Origin of the sequence: Jiulongibacter sediminis (assembly GCF_001306455.1) — a bacterium.
Lineage (GTDB): Bacteria > Bacteroidota > Bacteroidia > Cytophagales > Spirosomataceae > Jiulongibacter > Jiulongibacter sediminis.
Genome location: NZ_LGTQ01000006.1, coordinates 748786 through 764240, shown reverse-complemented (window position 1 = coordinate 764240; position 15455 = coordinate 748786). Strand labels below are relative to the sequence as shown.

11 protein-coding genes are annotated in these 15455 nt (G+C 41.8%); 6 read left to right on the top strand and 5 right to left on the bottom strand.

Annotation, left to right across the window (positions count from 1 at the left end; all coding sequences use genetic code 11):
• The first annotated feature begins 58 nt into the window (after nucleotides 1-58).
• Together AFM12_RS09240 and AFM12_RS09235 are read left to right on the top strand one after the other, a co-directional pair.
• Nucleotides 59-1219 (top strand): 2-isopropylmalate synthase, encoded by a 1161-nt coding sequence (locus tag AFM12_RS09240; protein ID WP_055147008.1) that lies wholly within the window; start codon nucleotides 59-61, stop codon nucleotides 1217-1219.
• A 56-nt stretch (nucleotides 1220-1275) separates the two neighbouring features.
• Nucleotides 1276-1863 carry an O-methyltransferase gene (locus AFM12_RS09235; RefSeq protein ID WP_229308482.1) on the top strand — a complete coding sequence of 196 codons (588 nt, stop codon included), beginning with the start codon at nucleotides 1276-1278 and terminating at the stop codon, nucleotides 1861-1863.
• Between the two features lie 54 nt (nucleotides 1864-1917).
• Here the strand turns inward: AFM12_RS09235 and AFM12_RS09230 are convergent, their stop codons facing one another.
• From AFM12_RS09230 to AFM12_RS09210, 4 genes are all read right to left on the bottom strand, one after another.
• Nucleotides 1918-2139 carry a DUF2795 domain-containing protein gene (locus tag AFM12_RS09230; RefSeq protein ID WP_055147002.1) on the bottom strand — a complete coding sequence of 74 codons (222 nt, stop codon included), beginning with the start codon at nucleotides 2137-2139 and terminating at the stop codon, nucleotides 1918-1920.
• A 249-nt stretch (nucleotides 2140-2388) separates the two neighbouring features.
• Nucleotides 2389-3138: a type IX secretion/gliding motility protein PorT/SprT gene (gene porT, locus AFM12_RS09220; protein ID WP_055146996.1), complete on the bottom strand. Its 750-nt coding sequence runs from the start codon at nucleotides 3136-3138 to the stop codon at nucleotides 2389-2391.
• On the bottom strand, nucleotides 3111-3836 hold the full coding sequence (gene ubiE, locus AFM12_RS09215; protein WP_055146993.1) for a bifunctional demethylmenaquinone methyltransferase/2-methoxy-6-polyprenyl-1,4-benzoquinol methylase UbiE: 726 nt from the start codon (nucleotides 3834-3836) through the stop codon (nucleotides 3111-3113). Before ubiE ends, porT begins: the two co-directional genes overlap by 28 nt.
• A 1-nt stretch (nucleotide 3837) precedes the next feature.
• Nucleotides 3838-4878 (bottom strand): quinone-dependent dihydroorotate dehydrogenase, encoded by a 1041-nt coding sequence (locus tag AFM12_RS09210; protein ID WP_055146990.1) that lies wholly within the window; start codon nucleotides 4876-4878, stop codon nucleotides 3838-3840.
• A 340-nt stretch (nucleotides 4879-5218) separates the two neighbouring features.
• On the opposite strand from AFM12_RS09210, the gene AFM12_RS09205 reads away from it, so the two are divergent.
• From AFM12_RS09205 to AFM12_RS09190, 4 genes are all read left to right on the top strand, one after another.
• The gene (locus AFM12_RS09205) at nucleotides 5219-5806 is read left to right on the top strand and encodes a TetR/AcrR family transcriptional regulator (RefSeq protein WP_157687347.1); all 588 of its coding nucleotides are present in this window, start codon (nucleotides 5219-5221) and stop codon (nucleotides 5804-5806) included.
• Between the two features lie 107 nt (nucleotides 5807-5913).
• Nucleotides 5914-7245, top strand: coding sequence for a TolC family protein (locus AFM12_RS09200; protein WP_082391258.1), 1332 nt, complete (start codon nucleotides 5914-5916; stop codon nucleotides 7243-7245).
• 22 nt (nucleotides 7246-7267) lie between these two features.
• Nucleotides 7268-8395 carry an efflux RND transporter periplasmic adaptor subunit gene (locus AFM12_RS09195; protein ID WP_055146981.1) on the top strand — a complete coding sequence of 376 codons (1128 nt, stop codon included), beginning with the start codon at nucleotides 7268-7270 and terminating at the stop codon, nucleotides 8393-8395.
• Between the two features lie 25 nt (nucleotides 8396-8420).
• Nucleotides 8421-11888: an efflux RND transporter permease subunit gene (locus AFM12_RS09190; RefSeq protein ID WP_082391257.1), complete on the top strand. Its 3468-nt coding sequence runs from the start codon at nucleotides 8421-8423 to the stop codon at nucleotides 11886-11888.
• Between the two features lie 92 nt (nucleotides 11889-11980).
• On the opposite strand, the gene AFM12_RS09185 is transcribed toward AFM12_RS09190, so the two are convergent.
• The gene (locus AFM12_RS09185; protein ID WP_131458270.1) at nucleotides 11981-15454 is read right to left on the bottom strand and encodes a VCBS repeat-containing protein; all 3474 of its coding nucleotides are present in this window, start codon (nucleotides 15452-15454) and stop codon (nucleotides 11981-11983) included.
• Nucleotide 15455: the final 1 nt, after the last annotated feature.

The window sequence follows — 15455 nt, the reverse complement described above, 5'->3', positions numbered from 1 at the left end:
CCAGACTTCGTGGCATTCTGATACATTTGTTAAGTATTTATTATTTAAAAGTAGGAAAATGAGCAATCGTATTTATGTATTTGACACTACCCTGAGAGACGGAGAACAAGTACCCGGATGTCAGCTGAACATTGATGAAAAAGTAATGATTGCTCAAAAGCTCGATGAACTGGGAGTAGATGTCATTGAAGCTGGCTTTCCTGTTTCAAGCCCGGGTGATTTCAGAGCTGTAGAAGCTGTTAGTAGTGTGGTTAAGAATGCAACAGTTTGTGGTCTAACCCGTGCCGTTGAGAAAGATATTGAAATTGCCGCGGCCGCTTTGAAAGGTGCGGTGAAACCGAGAATCCATACCGGAATCGGGGCTTCAGATATTCATATCAAGTATAAATTTAACAGCAACCGTGACGAGATACTGGAGAGAGGTGTAAAGGCGGTGAAATATGCGAAGCGTTTTGTAGAAGACGTTGAGTTTTATGCTGAAGATGCCGGGCGTGCTGATATTGAGTTTTTGGCCAGATTGACGGAAGCAGTAATTGCCGCAGGTGCAACCGTGGTCAATTTACCAGACACCACTGGTTATTTGCTTCCTACCGTAATGCACGAAAGAGTAAGCTATTTGGTCAATAATGTTCCTAACGTTGACAAAGCTATTCTATCAATGCATAACCATAACGACTTGGGAATGGCGACCGCAAACACTATTGCTGGTGTGCAGGCCGGTGCCCGTCAGGTAGAAGTTACCATTAATGGAATTGGTGAAAGAGCAGGTAATACCTCTCTTGAAGAAGTAGCTATGACACTCAAAGTTCATAAAGAGCTTGACGCATACACTAATATTAAATCAGAGCTTCTTTACCCGCTTAGCCAACTAGTTTCTAAAACCATGCGTATGCCGGTTCAGCCAAACAAAGCTGTGGTTGGCAGAAACGCCTTTGCCCACTCTTCAGGCATTCATCAGGATGGTTTCCTGAAGCATGCTGAAAACTATGAGATTATGACCCCTCAGGAAGTGGGTGTGGACAAATCAGATATTGTACTTACAGCCAGAAGTGGTCGACATGCATTAAAGCACAGATTAAGTCTGCTTGGTTATACTCTCAATAAAGAGGAAGTTGATTTGACCTATATCAGATTCCTTGATCTTGCAGATAAGATTAAAGAAGTGAACGACGGACACCTGGTTACCTTAATGCAGGAAATGGACGTTACTGCCGAATAAAATTACATTTTACCCTAACCATAGGAATCAGGCAGAGCAATTTGCCTGATTTTTTTATGCCCATTATGTACTCTACAGAGACCATAAACAGACCTGCGGTTTACAACCGCCTATTGCAAAAAGCTGAGGAAATCAATTTCAGTATGCCCTCTGATCTCCATATAGGAAGTCTTTTGAAAACCTTAATTGCTTCTAAGCCCGGAGGAAGATTTCTTGAATTAGGAACAGGGATCGGATTATCACTGAGCTGGATGATTGAAGGAATGGACGAGACTTCTGAACTAATTACCCTGGACAATGACCCGAAATTAACAGCAATTGCTGAAGAGTTTTTCGGAAAAGATGAAAGGGTAGAAATTGTCTGTACTAATGGATCCGGATGGATATTGGATTATAATGGCAAAACCTTTGACCTTATTTTTGCGGATGCCTGGCCGGGCAAATACAGCGAGTTTGAAGAAATCCTAAAACACCTCAAAAAAGGAGGATTCTATGTTATTGATGATATGACCAAACAGCTCAACTGGCCTGAAGGCCATGAGCAGAAGGCTGCGGCCCTGGAGCAGTTTATTGAGAATCACCCGAAGCTTGTGGTTACCAAATTAGACTGGTCTACCGGTGTGATGATCTGCGTGAAAAGATAAAGCCACTTTGCCCGAGGCAAAATGGCTTCTCTAAAAGCAATATCTTATTTCCGATTAATATTCGTCTTCGTTGAAGAAGAAATCCTCTTTGGTAGGATAATCAGGCCAAATTTCCTCAATATTCTCATAAGGCTGACCATCATCTTCTAACTCAGAAAGGTTTTCCATCACCTCATTAGGTGCTCCCGAACGGATTGAGAAGTCAATCAATTCATCTTTTGAGGCTGGCCACGGGGCATCCTCTAAATAAGAAACTAATTCTAAAGTCCAGTACATAACTTCACTCGTTTAATATGTAAATCCTGAATTTGGCTGCAAAAGTATCAAAAACTTTAAATGAACAACGTTTTTTTAAATAAAAAGTGTCTGCCCTTTAAAAAAAATCATCAACTAACTGTCAATCAAGCCTATACAGGTCAAATAATAACCACTCTTCGATGTTTTAGATACCTTACGGGTAAATCTCAAAACACGAAAGTGCCTCTATATAACCAAATACATCAAATAAAAAAATGATTCCCCGGCCTATTCAAAAAAGAGATAGAAAGTAACCGTGTGGGTGTTCAGGCGGCCAAGCACTGAAAGTGGTGTTGGATCCGTACTTGCGATATCTGCCCGGTCAATCATATTTCTGAGACCGTGAGAAAAGTGTACTTCAGGAGCAAGTTTAAAAAATTGCCTGAAAAGCTCCATGCCGGCTCCATACTCAACACTAAAATCACCTCTTCTCAGACCTTCTACCCTATTTATTCTCCCCCTGCGAGCAAGGTTAATGGCATTGGTTTCAAAACCCTGACGAAGACCCACAAACATGTTCATCCGAGTATTCCCTCTTCTAAGCGACTTGTATTTAAGAAATACAGGTATCTCAAACCAGGCTTGCTCTCTTGATGGAATAATATCAGGGTTCTCATTGACCGTCAGTTTTCGGGAATAAATAGCCACCGTAGGCACAAACTTGACATCAAAGCGATCATTGACATAGAAATTCATCAAGCCGCCCATTTTTAAACCATAATCGATTGGCGAAGTGATGGATTTGATAGTATCATTTGCTACTGAGTTGAAAGACTCATTATGCCTTATACGGTAATTGCTCATCGCAACTCCCATGAAGTAGCCAAAGTGCACCTGTTTGGCATCATACTCAGCCTGATGAATGATATTATTGCGAGACTGAGCATTTGCCTGAAAAAGCCCGGAAACCAGAAGAGCAATGGCGAAAGCTCCTCTTGTTATACTAATTTTTACTTTTTCCCGACATATACCGAGCATATACCAAAGGTTAGTGTTTTGCAGTAGGTGTTTTTAAAACCTGCTGACTCAAAAATAGAAAGAAAATCATCACCATCAGGAAAAGCCTTCACCGACTCCGGCAGATACGTGTAGGCTGAGCTGTCTCTTGACACAAGTTTACCTATTAATGGAAGCACTTTGGTTGAGTAGAAACCATAAAGTTGCTTCATTGGGAAGCTTCTTGGTTTTGAAAACTCAACCACCACGCAGGTTCCACCCGGTTTGGTGACACGGCACATATCCGTTAACCCTTTCTTCAGATTTTCGAAATTCCTGACGCCAAAAGAAACGATGACCGCGTCAAAGGTATTGTCATCAAACAGGAGTTTCTCTGAATCTCCCATTCTCATTTCTATTTTATCCTGAAGGCCCAGCTTTTTCATTTTCTCACGACCATGAAAGAGCATTCCTTCAGAGATATCGACACCAATGATTTTCTCTGGATTCAGCTGTTTGTTGGCTTCAATGGCAAGGTCACCAGTACCTGTAGCAATGTCAAGGATTAGCTTCGGCTGCTCTTTTTTAAGCAAGGAAATGGCCTTTTTTCTCCAGTAAAGATCAACACCTCCACTAAGAACTCTGTTTAATAGATCGTACTTGGCTGAGATATTATCAAACATCTCAGAAACCTGCTCTTTCTTACCTGATTCTTTGTCTTTATAAGGTACTACTGCCATACTAAGCTCTTTTTGAAAGTCCTTTACAGATATTTTTTACGATTGCCGGGCCTTCATAAATAAAACCACTGTACACCTGAACCAATGAGGCTCCGGCTTCCAGCTTTTCCCGGGCATCATCCGCAGTGTAAATTCCACCAACACCAATTATCGGGAAGGCTCCGCCGGATTTGCTGTGTAGATAACGGATAACTTCAGTAGAACGTTTCGTCAGAGGTTTACCACTTAGGCCTCCAGCTCCTATCGTTTCAATTTCCTCTAGTGAAGAACTCAATGGTGAACGCTCAATAGTGGTATTGGTGGCAATCAGTCCGTCAATTTTTGTTTCGTTGACAATCTCAATGATATCATCCAACTGACTGTCTGTCAAATCAGGAGCTATCTTCAGAAGAATTGGTTTCTCGGCAGATTTGCCGGCATTGAGTTTTTTCAATGCATTCAAAATTCGGCTCAACGGTTCTTTGTCCTGCAATTCTCTCAAGCCCGGGGTGTTAGGCGAACTTACATTCACAACGAAATAATCGACATACGGATATAGATCATTAAAGGCCAGTTGATAGTCATCCAGAGCGTTTTCATTTGGAGTAACTTTATTTTTGCCAATGTTTCCACCCAAAATCACTTTTGACTTTCGAAGCTTTAAAAGTTCAGCGGCTTTCACCGATCCTTCATTATTAAAGCCCATTCTATTTATAATGGCTTCATCTTTAATCAATCTGAAAAGTCGCGGTTTGTCATTACCCGGCTGAGCCTTTGGAGTCACCGTACCGATCTCAATAAAACCAAAACCAAGATTGGCCAGCTCATCTACCCACAAAGCATTTTTATCAAAGCCTGCAGCCAGACCTACGGGATTCTTAAATTTCAACCCGAAAACTTCCCGTTCCAATGAAGCATCTTCAAAAGTGTAAATACTTCTAACGATTGAAGGCACAAAAGGGATTTTGTGGGCAAACTTTAGAAGGTCCGTCACCAAATAGTGCACCTTCTCAGGATCAACCTTCTTTAACAAAGGGAATACCAGACTTTTATAGAGACTCATATGAGGTAGGCAAATTGCTGTGCAAAGCTAGAACATGCCACCTCATTATCAAACCATTCACACCGTGAAAAGAGTACTCTCCACTTAAGGAAAAAATACAAATATATGTAAAGTACAATTTTATATGTCGTGATTTACATTTTGACTACAATACAACCCATCCAATAAAATTAATAGTGAAATAGTTTAAGTATTCAATTTCAGCAAATTACAAACCATCAAAAAATAAAAGGACATTCCCACTCATCAACCCATAAAACCACTTACCCCGTATTGTTCTAAAAATAATACCAGAAACTTTGAACCTTTTAAAAGTTTCCTGAGTTTTGCAGCCGTGGAAGTGAAAGAAAGAATACTCGAAAAAGCTCAGGAGCTGTACCTAAAGTTAGGGTTCAGACGAGTGACAATGGATGACATTGCCACTGAGCTGGGTATGTCAAAAAAAACCATCTACCAGCACTTTGCCGACAAAAATGCTCTGGTGGAAGAGTGCTCGAGCTATTTTCTGAATAAAGAGAAGTGCCGGGAGCAGGAAGTTGCCGAACAAGCCAATGACCCCATCGAGGAAATCATTATGTCAACCAAAATGATGAGAGAGATGCTGGGGACTATTAACCCGGTGGCATTCCATGATCTTCAAAAGTATTATCCGAAAGCCTGGGCTCAATACCTTCAGCACAAAAGTCATTTTCTGGAAGTAGTAAAAAACAACCTTTTGAAGGGAATTGAAAAGGGACTTTACCGGGCAGATCTGGACATTGAAATCTTAAGCAGACTTAGAATTGAATCAGTAGACATGGCTTTTAATCCTGATATTTTCCCAGAGAAAAAGTACCGCTTACTGGATATCCAACTCGCTTTTATAGACCATTTTATTAGAGGAATAGTAACAGAAAAAGGGCTTAAAGCCTACGAAGCAATCAAATAACACATGAAACCGACATGATAAAAATAATATCTAGCCACTATCCGCAAATATTATTTTAATCATCAAAGGTCACATGTGACCGCTGAAAACAAATAGAAAACAAACACATGAAAAAACTATTATCAGGATCACTCCTGTTGCTGGTATCTTTTGCGGCGGTGTCGCAGCAGGCTTTCTCTTTAGAGGAAGCCGTAGCCTACGGCCTGAAACACCATGCCGACGTCAGAAACGCCATCGTGAGGAAGCAGGATACCGAACTGCAAATCAAAGAAATCAAAGTAGCGGGTATGCCGCAGATCAACGGGCAGTTCCAGTATACCTACAATGCCATTGTACCTACACAGCTGATTGATGCCCAAAACTTTGATCCTACCGCACCTGAGGGATCGGTAACCAAATTTAAGTTTGGCGTACCATGGGCTGGTCAGGCCGGGATCGCGGTTAACCAATTGATTTTTGATGCTACCTGGCTGGTAGGTTTAAGAGCTCAGGATACCTACAGGAAACTGGCAGATCAGGAGTTGGTGCAGTCTAAAACGACCGTGGCTGAAAATATCACCAAGGCATACTACTCCGTTTTGGTGGCCGCTGAGCGGGCTAAGATTATTGATCTTAACATCGCCCGCCTTGATACTATGGAGTATAACACTACTCAAATGTTCAATCAAGGCTTTGTAGAGAAAATCGACCTTGATCGTATTGCCGTTCAAAAAAACAATCTGAAAACAGAACTGACGAAAGTTAATAACCTGATTGACCTTTCAAAACAGCTTTTGAAGTTCCAGATGGGCTATAATGTCTCTTCTGAAATTGTTTTGACTGATAACCTAAAAGATCAGGAAGAAAAGGCTTTGGCCACTATCGCAAAGCAGGAAGTTGACCCGGAAAACAGAATTGAGTATCAGGTTTTGAAAACCAACCGTCAGCTTCTTGAACTGAATGAAGAACGCTACCTGAAAGGGGCTATCCCAAATGTATTCTTCAGCGGATCTCTTGGTGCGGGGCACAGCAATACCCGTTTTAATCCTTTTGAAAGATGGTTTGGGTCTTCAGCTTTATCACTGGGCGTTAACATTCCGATTTTTGATAGCGGGCTAAGAAAGGTTCAGGCCGAGCGTCAGCGATTGAACATTATTCAAATGGATAATACGGCTGAGATGCTTCGAAACTCTTTCAATCTTCAGAATGACCAGGCTACGATTAATATGACCAATGGTCTGGAGACACTGGACGTTCAAAAAAGAAACCTTGAGCTGGCGGAAGAAGTGGTTCGCGTTTCTAAAATTAAATACCAACAGGGCGTTGGCTCTAATCTGGAGGTCGTAAATGCCGAAAACGATTTAAGACAAGCTCAAACAAACTATTTCGCAGCCCTTTATGACGTTCTGGTCGCCAAAGTTGACCTTGACAAAGCACAGGGAAAATTAATTACTGAATAATCTCTTTTACCGAAAATCATACATGAAAAAGTACGCATTTTTACTCATCGCACTTGTTACAGTAGCTACTTCATGCGGCGAAAAACAAGATAATAGCCTGGAAGGCAAAAAGGCAGAGCTAGCCAAACTTAAAGGTGAAGTTACTGACCTTGAATCTAAAATAGATGAACTGGAAGCTTTCATTGAAGAAGCAGAACCAGATACCTCCGCCAAAATCACTTATGTAAAAGCAATGCAAATAGTTGCCACTGATCTTTCACATTATGTAGAAGCCAATGGTAGACTGGAAGCTGTGAATAATGTTTTCGTGAGCCCTCAAATGGGAGGTGCACTCACCAAAGTTTATGTTACTGAAGGAGACTACGTAAAAAAGGGACAGACCATCGCCACAATTGATAATAGCATTCTGAGGAACAGCATGAATGAAATCAAAATTCAGATGGAGACGGCTAAAACACTTTTCGAGCGTCAAAAAGCACTTTGGGATCAGAAAATTGGAACTGAGGTACAGTACATTCAAGCTAAAGCTCAAGTAGAGTCATTGGAGAAAAGACTCGCAACTCTTGAAGCTCAGGATGCTCAGAATATCGTAAAATCACCAATTGACGGCTATGTGGATGAGGTAAGAATGAAAGCAGGTGAGATGGCCTCTCCGGGACTTGGTATTGTTCGCGTTGTCAATTTGAGTAACCTCAAAGTGGTAGCCAGAATCCCTGATACCTACGCCGGCACCATTCAGAAAGGAGATATGATCGAGGTAACTTTCCCTGATCTTCAAAAAACCATTACCGCCCGTCTCTCTTTCGTAAGCCAGACCGTTGACCCCGTGACCAGAACTTTTGTTGCTGAAGCAAAAGTACCGTTTGACCGTCAACTTAAGCCAAACCTGAACGCAAGCGTAAAAATTAAAGATCAGAACCGTGCTGATATTATCGCCATTCCTAGAAACCTGATTCAAAGAACGGAGAAAGGAGACATTGTTTATGTAGCCGAAAACAGAAATGGTGAACAGGTGGCCGGCAGCCGTGTGGTAACTACCGGACTGACCTCAGGTGAGGATATTGAGATTTTAACCGGACTTCAAACCAGCGATATCCTGATTACTGAGGGTTATCAGGACTTGGTTGACGGAGAATTGATCAGCTACTAAAAGCACTTTTTGAAAAAGAAATGATATGACAGATTCAAACAAAAATTTCGAATCAGAAGGGCAACCTAAGGGTAAAGGACCGGTATATAATCTGATTGGTTTTCTTGGCAGCAATAAAACAACAGTTTACCTCGTAACTTTCCTTCTGACTATAGCAGGATACTCCATCTTTAATAACCTTCCTAAGGAGCAGTTTCCTGATATTGTAATTCCTCAGATTTACGTCAATACCGTTTATGCGGGTACAGCCCCGGCCGATATTGAAAACCTGATCAATAAGCCGCTGGAAAAGCAGATCAAATCAGAGCAAGGAGTAAAAACGATTACCTCAAATGCTCTTCAGGATGTATCTGTGATTTTGGTGGAGTTTAATACCAATGTCGATGTTCAGGTCGCTAAAGACCGTGTTAAAAACGCCATCGACAAAGCCAGAAGAGACCTGCCCAATGATCTAACACAGGATCCTACGGCTATGGAGGTGAACTTCTCGGAGTTCCCGATCATGAACATCAACCTTTCCGGTGATTTTCCATTGGATAAAATCAAATCATACGGTGAAGACATTCAGGACAGAATAGAAGAGCTTCCTGAAATTACCCGTGTGGATATTGTAGGTGCCCTGGAAAGAGAAATCCAGATCAACCTGGACTTACAGAAAATGCAATCTTACGGCCTGACTTTCTATGATATTCAATCGGCGGTTCAGAATGAGAATATCAATATTTCTGCTGGTGAGCTGAATGTGGACAATGTTAGAAGAACACTTCGCATCAAAGGTGAATTTCAGACCATTGAGCAGCTAAGAAATGTAATTGTGACTTCAGGAACGGGGGCTTCTGCTCATTTGTACGAAATCGCTGAGGTAGTTGACTCCAATGCTGAAAGGCAGGATTTTGCCCGTCTTGACAATGAGCCTGTAATTACTCTAAACGTGATCAAAAGAAGTGGTGAAAACCTGATAGCCGCCTCTGAGCAGATTGAAGTCATTCTTGATGAATTCAAAGAAAAAGCTCCGTCAGGGCTTAACGTTACAATTACTGCCGACCAAAGTGACCGTACCAAGGCTGATATTAACGACCTGATTAACACGGTGGTTATGGGCTTTATTTTCGTGGTGTTGGTTTTGATGTTCTTCATGGGTGTGCGTGACGCCATCTTTGTGGGTCTCTCCGTACCACTTTCAGCTCTACTTGCCTTCTACCCTTTGATGGCTATGGGCTTTACCCTCAACACCATCGTATTATTTGCCTTTCTTCTTGGTTTGGGAATTGTGGTGGATGACGCCATTGTGGTTATTGAGAACTCTCACCGTATCTTTAATAAACATAAGAACCTAAGCATTACGGAGGCCGTAAAACTGGCAGCCTCTGAGGTATTTATTCCGGTATTAGCCGGTACTTTGACCACCATTGCTCCTTTCTTCCCGCTACTATTCTGGCCGGGTATGGTGGGTGAATTCATGAAATACCTGCCTTTCACGCTCATTTTCACGCTTTTTGCCTCTTTGGTGGTTTCATACATCATGAACCCGGTTTTTGCCATGACCTTCATGAAAAGAGAGGACGAAGACAAAGAAAAGGATTCGGGTTTTGCTTCTATTAAGAGAACTTTGATCATTCTTGGAGTTATAGCTGTAGTATTTTACCTTTTGTACGCCATAACTGGCATAGGAACTGTCTTCGGCGTAGCCAACGTAATGGTACTACTTGCCATTTTGGTTATTTTCAATCACTTCATCCTTACCCCGAAGTTGATTATTCCTTTCCAGGAGAACCTATTGCCGAAATTAAAAGACAGCTATAGCAAAACCATTCGTTGGATTTTGGAAGGTTACAGACCCGTTTGGGCTGTTCTCGCTTCTTTTGTTCTGCTTATTCTCACTTTTGTTTTCATGGGGATAAAGAAACCCAACGTGGTTTTCTTCCCATCTGCAGAACCTGACTATATCTACGTTTATAACGTCATGCCAATAGGTACTGACGCCCGTAAAACCGATGATGTAACGAAAGAAATAGAACGTCGCGTTTTCAAAGTGTTGGAAGACAATAATGCCATGCCGGCTGTTAACTCGGTGATTTCAAACGTAGGTAGAAATGCCGGCGACCCGATGAACCCAGACCGTTCTGACACACCACACAAGTCGAAAGTGACAGTGGCTTTTGTCGGAAAAGAATCTCGCGGCGGGGTTTCTTCGCTGAAACTTCTCAATGAAGTTAGAGAGTCGTTAATTGATATTCCGGGCACGTCAATCTCCGTAGAAAGAGAGAGTAATGGCCCGCCAACAGGAAAACCGATTACGATTGAAATTACAGGAGAGGACTTTGAAATTCTTCGTGATATCGAGTCAAAAGTTTTCGCCAAAATTGAAGCCAGTAACATTCCGGGAATTGACGAGCTGAAGTCTGACCTGGTAACCAATAAACCGGAGATTGTGGTCAATGTGGATCGTGAGAAAGCCTCACGAGAGGGTATCAGCACCACTACCATTGCCATGGCTTTGCGTACTGCCTTGTTTGGCTCTGAAATTTCAAAATTCCGTGATCTGGATGATGAATACCCGATCCAATTGCGACTGGAGCAATCAGACCGAAGCGATATCGAGAAACTATTGAGCATGAATATCACCTACCGTGATATGAATATGGGTGGGGTCTTGAGATCTGTTCCTTTGTCAACAGTAGCAGATATTTCGTACTCAACCACTTTCAGTCAAATCAACAGGACTGACGCGAAACGCACCATTACGCTTAGTTCTGATGTTACTCCGGAATATGCCGAGCAGGCAACAAAGATCAATGAAATGATTTTTGCCGAGCTTTCAGATTTGGATTTACCTGCGGGCTACACCATTGACCGGGCCGGAGAGCAAAAAGAGCAGGAAGAAGCCATGGCCTTCCTGAGTATGGCATTCCTGATTGCTATCGCCATTATTTATCTGATTCTGGCTGCTCAGTTCAACAGTATCATTAAACCATTCATTATCTTCTTTACCATTGTATTGAGTTTGATAGGTGTGCTGCTGGGCTTCCTTATTTTCAATAAGACTTTCTCTGTCATCATGTCCGGGGTAGGTATTATTGCTCTGGCAGGTATTGTGGTGAAAAACGGTATCTTACTCATCGAATTTATTGATGAGATGCGTAAACGCGGCTATTCCGTTAAAGAAGCTATCATTGAAGGTGGAAGCACACGTTTGACGCCGGTTCTATTGACCGCCTTCTCTACCATTTTGGGTATGATTCCGTTGGCGATCGGTCTTGCCTTTGACTTCGGAGCCTTATTTGTAGATCTTGACTGGGTAGTGCATATTGGTGGCGACTCAGCCGTTTTCTGGAACATTCTTGCCTGGACCATCATCTTTGGTCTGGCTTTCTCCACGGTTTTGACCTTGATTATTGTTCCTTGTCTCTATTATATTTCTGACCGTATCCAGAAAAAATTGAGAGGTGAAGAAGCGATTGAAAGAGAATATTTGAGAGGTGTACAGGCGTAAGCTGAAACCAAAAAATACAAAAGCCCCGGTGAGAAATCATCGGGGCTTTTCTTTACCAAAAAACGAAAAGGTACAAAAGCTCAATCTCTGCTTTATTCCATTTTCAATAGCTCAAAATCCTCTGCAATTTCGGAATTGACTAAAAACTTCCTTGAGCCCTGTGAAAGAAATCCACTGCCAAAATGAAACTCAATTCTATATGAGGTCCCGTCTTTCAGTTTAACAATTCCTGCAATATCTGATGGCGAAGGTGTAAACACTTTTAAGTTTTGGCCTTTTACATTTTGGACAATCTGCAGATAGTCTGCATTATTTGAGACTATATAGGCCTGACGGCCACTAAGAGAAATAGTTACCAAAGCCTTCGCATCTTTATCAGCATTTAATCCATTCTGATTGCCACGAACTACCTTGAAACTTCCTTTGCCATCTCCTAGAAGTAAAGCCCCTGTAGATGCATCGCACCTTCCAACCTGAACGTGGGGAGCATAAGAATTTCCAACAGCAAGTACATCAGGATTTCCATCACTATTGAAATCATCAACCACCATTCCGTATATCGGAGCCATTTGTACTACAATGGGCAAATCATGTATTTTGAACTTTCCGCCGCCCAGATTTTCAATATAACTACTTTTCAAGGTATTGGCTTTTAGCAATTGAGCATCCTGAAGTATATCCTTATCAAAAACCGATTCCAATGGGCGTTTGCCATAATCATCGTAGGTGTTTATGATCTGCTTGAGAATAGGAATTTGCTCGGTAATGGCATCTCGAAGCGGCAGAGGATAATTTCTTCCATCTGGGTAATACTGACTCATGATAGGGTCTAGAACACCATTTTTATCGAAATCTTTAGCATATAAACGAAGCGGCTTTACCTCTGAGGCCTCATAATTGGTATTCAGCCCAAGGTTTCCAACGATATAATCCATGTCTCCATCCTTATCAAAATCTCCGGAGACGATACTATTCCACCATCCATACACTTTTTCTAATCCTGATCCCGGAGTTCTATTAACCAGCCGCCCCTTTTGATTTTCAAATAATGTTATTTGCATCCATTCTCCGACGAGAATTAAATCAACCCAAGTATCATTATTATAGTCTGTCCAGATAGCTGAGGAGACCATTCCTATATTGGCCAGCCCATCTACTGAAGAGCTTACATTGGTAAATTTACCACCCTTATTATTTAATAGATAGCTTTCCGGCATTGTAGGATAAAGCCCCGGAACAAACCTACCTCCTACGAATAAGTCAAGATCTCCATCCTTATCATAATCTGCCCCCACCACGCATGAGCCACTAGAGTTAATTTCAGGCAAATGATTAACTGCCCGGGTAAAGTTACCTTTCCCATCATTCAGATAAAGACGATCCTGATAGGATAGTTGTTCACCTCTTTCAGATCGGTTACCACCGCTCACCACATATAAATCATTATCTCCATCCTGGTCAAAATCATGCAGTAATGCACCCGTATCCTCGTCATTTTTATCATGAGGGAAAGTGCTTTGCCTAAAAGTTCCGTTAGCTTCGGCAATGAAAAAGTGGGCATTTCTTCCATTTGCACTTCCAACAAAAAAGTCTTCAAGGCTATCGCCATTGATATCCCCCACAGCAAGAGAGGGTCCCATTTTACTATGCATATGGGGCAGAAGCGGCTGCATACTAAAGTCAATGAAGTAATCCTCTTCGTGCCTATAGTCAATCTTTAGGTCCTTGGCTATATGTGAAAACATGGGAAACTCTTCTGAGCCCGTATCTTCTCTTTGGAGCGTATTATTGGAGTATTTTAAAACCAAAAGGGTATCAATTACCGGGTTACTTATTGAAGTTATATTTCCGTCTGGCCAGATAATTTCCAACTTGTCAATTTTATCAACTGCTCCAAGTCCAAAGTGAAGTTTACTGTCCACACTTGATTGGTAACCTCGGTAGGGATTTACCTCCTGATATTGAATTTGATCGTCATAGGTTAGAGTAACTTTTGAGCCATAGGCACCTTCATTATCGTCATCGCCAATAAGTTTAATACTGAGGTAGTGGTTTCCAGATAGTTTATTTGATTGGTTTTCGTAAATAAAAGCCGCCGAGTTTGTGTTATTGACTACCAAATCTATGTCGCCATCGTTGTCCAGATCCGCCGTAGCGGCTCCATTGGAGAATGACTTGGTATCCAACCCCCATTCTTCCATTACCTTTGAGAAGGTCAGATCGCCGTTATTTTTGAAAATGTAATTATTTAAAGGAACGCCGGGCTGGTCAAGAATTGCTTTATAATGATCTGCCGGATCGGCATCAGGATCAGCAAAAGGTGAGAGCTTCTTAAATTTCATGAAATCCAGATTGCCAACATCACGTGTGAAGCCATTCGCCACAAAGAGGTCTTTGAAACCATTATTATCAAAATCTGCGAATAAGGTACTCCAGCTCCAATCTGTCTTATCTATTCCGGCCAATTGTCCGATTTCGCTAAAAGTACCGTTCCCGTTATTAACCTGCAGCACGTTTCTTCCGTACTGAGGCTCATAACCCTGATTAATCATATTTTGAAAGGTATTGTAAGACATACCCGGGATGAGGGTTTTCTCTCTGTAATTATCTTCAGGATACATGTCTACCACCACTAAATCCTGTAAACCGTCATTATTAATATCGCCGGCATCATTCCCCATACTGGCAAAACTGGTGTGCTTAAAAAACGATTTTGCCTGATTTGTAAAAGTGCCGTCACCGTTATTGATGTACAGAAGGTCGTTGGTAGAAAAATCATTGGAAACAAATACATCTACCCAGCCATCATGGTTAAAATCGGATGTATTCACCCCAAGACTATAACCTTCAATCAGAATACCCGCTTCTCGGGACACATCGGAAAATGTCCCATCGCCGTTATTTCGAAAAAGCTTGTCAGTACTGGAAGCCTCACCATTGATTTTCTTGGGCGTTACCCTACCCATAAAGTTAAGGGGATAATCAGTTGGGTTTATGATGGAGAAAAGGTCGAGGTCCCCGTCTTTATCAAAGTCAAAAAAGCTTCCGTGTGTGGTTTGAGAGGAGTCGTTAAGGTTGTATTCAGCTCCTTGTTCGGTAAAAGTGAGGTCGCCATTATTGATAAACAGCATGTTCTCATTATTCTGAAAATCTCGTTTTGGTCCTGAAACACTCAGGTAGATATCTAAGTTACCATCCTGATTGATATCCACCATGGAGACTCCGGTAATCCAGCGATCCGTTTCCACACCTGCGGAATTGGTAATGTCCTCAAATTTCAAATCGCCTTTGTTGAGGTACAACCGACCCGATTCCATGTTCGAGCCAAAGAAAATATCCTGCAGACCATCATTATTGATGTCGCCAACACCTACCCCGGCACCCGTGTAGAAGTTTGTAAAGGTTAGCATGTTCATGGAATCATTTTCAATCACCCGATTATTGAAATCAATTCCGGTTCGCTCAGGAGAAAGAAGTTTAAAGAGTTTTTTCGGCCTTTTCTCACATGAAAATGTCAAAAAGACGATAAACAAAAGGCCATAAAAATGTAAAAGTGAACGACGCACG

What these genes read in the sequence shown, in the direction of transcription:
- AFM12_RS09200 (WP_082391258.1), top strand. Translation starts at nt 5,914, where the DNA reads ATGAAAAAACTATTATCAGGATCACTCCTGTTGCTGGTATCTTTTGCG.
- AFM12_RS09195 (WP_055146981.1), top strand. Translation starts at nt 7,268, where the DNA reads ATGAAAAAGTACGCATTTTTACTCATCGCACTTGTTACAGTAGCTACT.
- AFM12_RS09240 (WP_055147008.1), top strand. Translation starts at nt 59, where the DNA reads ATGAGCAATCGTATTTATGTATTTGACACTACCCTGAGAGACGGAGAA.
- ubiE (WP_055146993.1), bottom strand. Translation starts at nt 3,836, where the DNA reads ATGGCAGTAGTACCTTATAAAGACAAAGAATCAGGTAAGAAAGAGCAG.
- AFM12_RS09190 (WP_082391257.1), top strand. Translation starts at nt 8,421, where the DNA reads ATGACAGATTCAAACAAAAATTTCGAATCAGAAGGGCAACCTAAGGGT.
- porT (WP_055146996.1), bottom strand. Translation starts at nt 3,138, where the DNA reads ATGCTCGGTATATGTCGGGAAAAAGTAAAAATTAGTATAACAAGAGGA.
- AFM12_RS09230 (WP_055147002.1), bottom strand. Translation starts at nt 2,139, where the DNA reads ATGTACTGGACTTTAGAATTAGTTTCTTATTTAGAGGATGCCCCGTGG.
- AFM12_RS09235 (WP_229308482.1), top strand. Translation starts at nt 1,276, where the DNA reads ATGCCCATTATGTACTCTACAGAGACCATAAACAGACCTGCGGTTTAC.
- AFM12_RS09210 (WP_055146990.1), bottom strand. Translation starts at nt 4,878, where the DNA reads ATGAGTCTCTATAAAAGTCTGGTATTCCCTTTGTTAAAGAAGGTTGAT.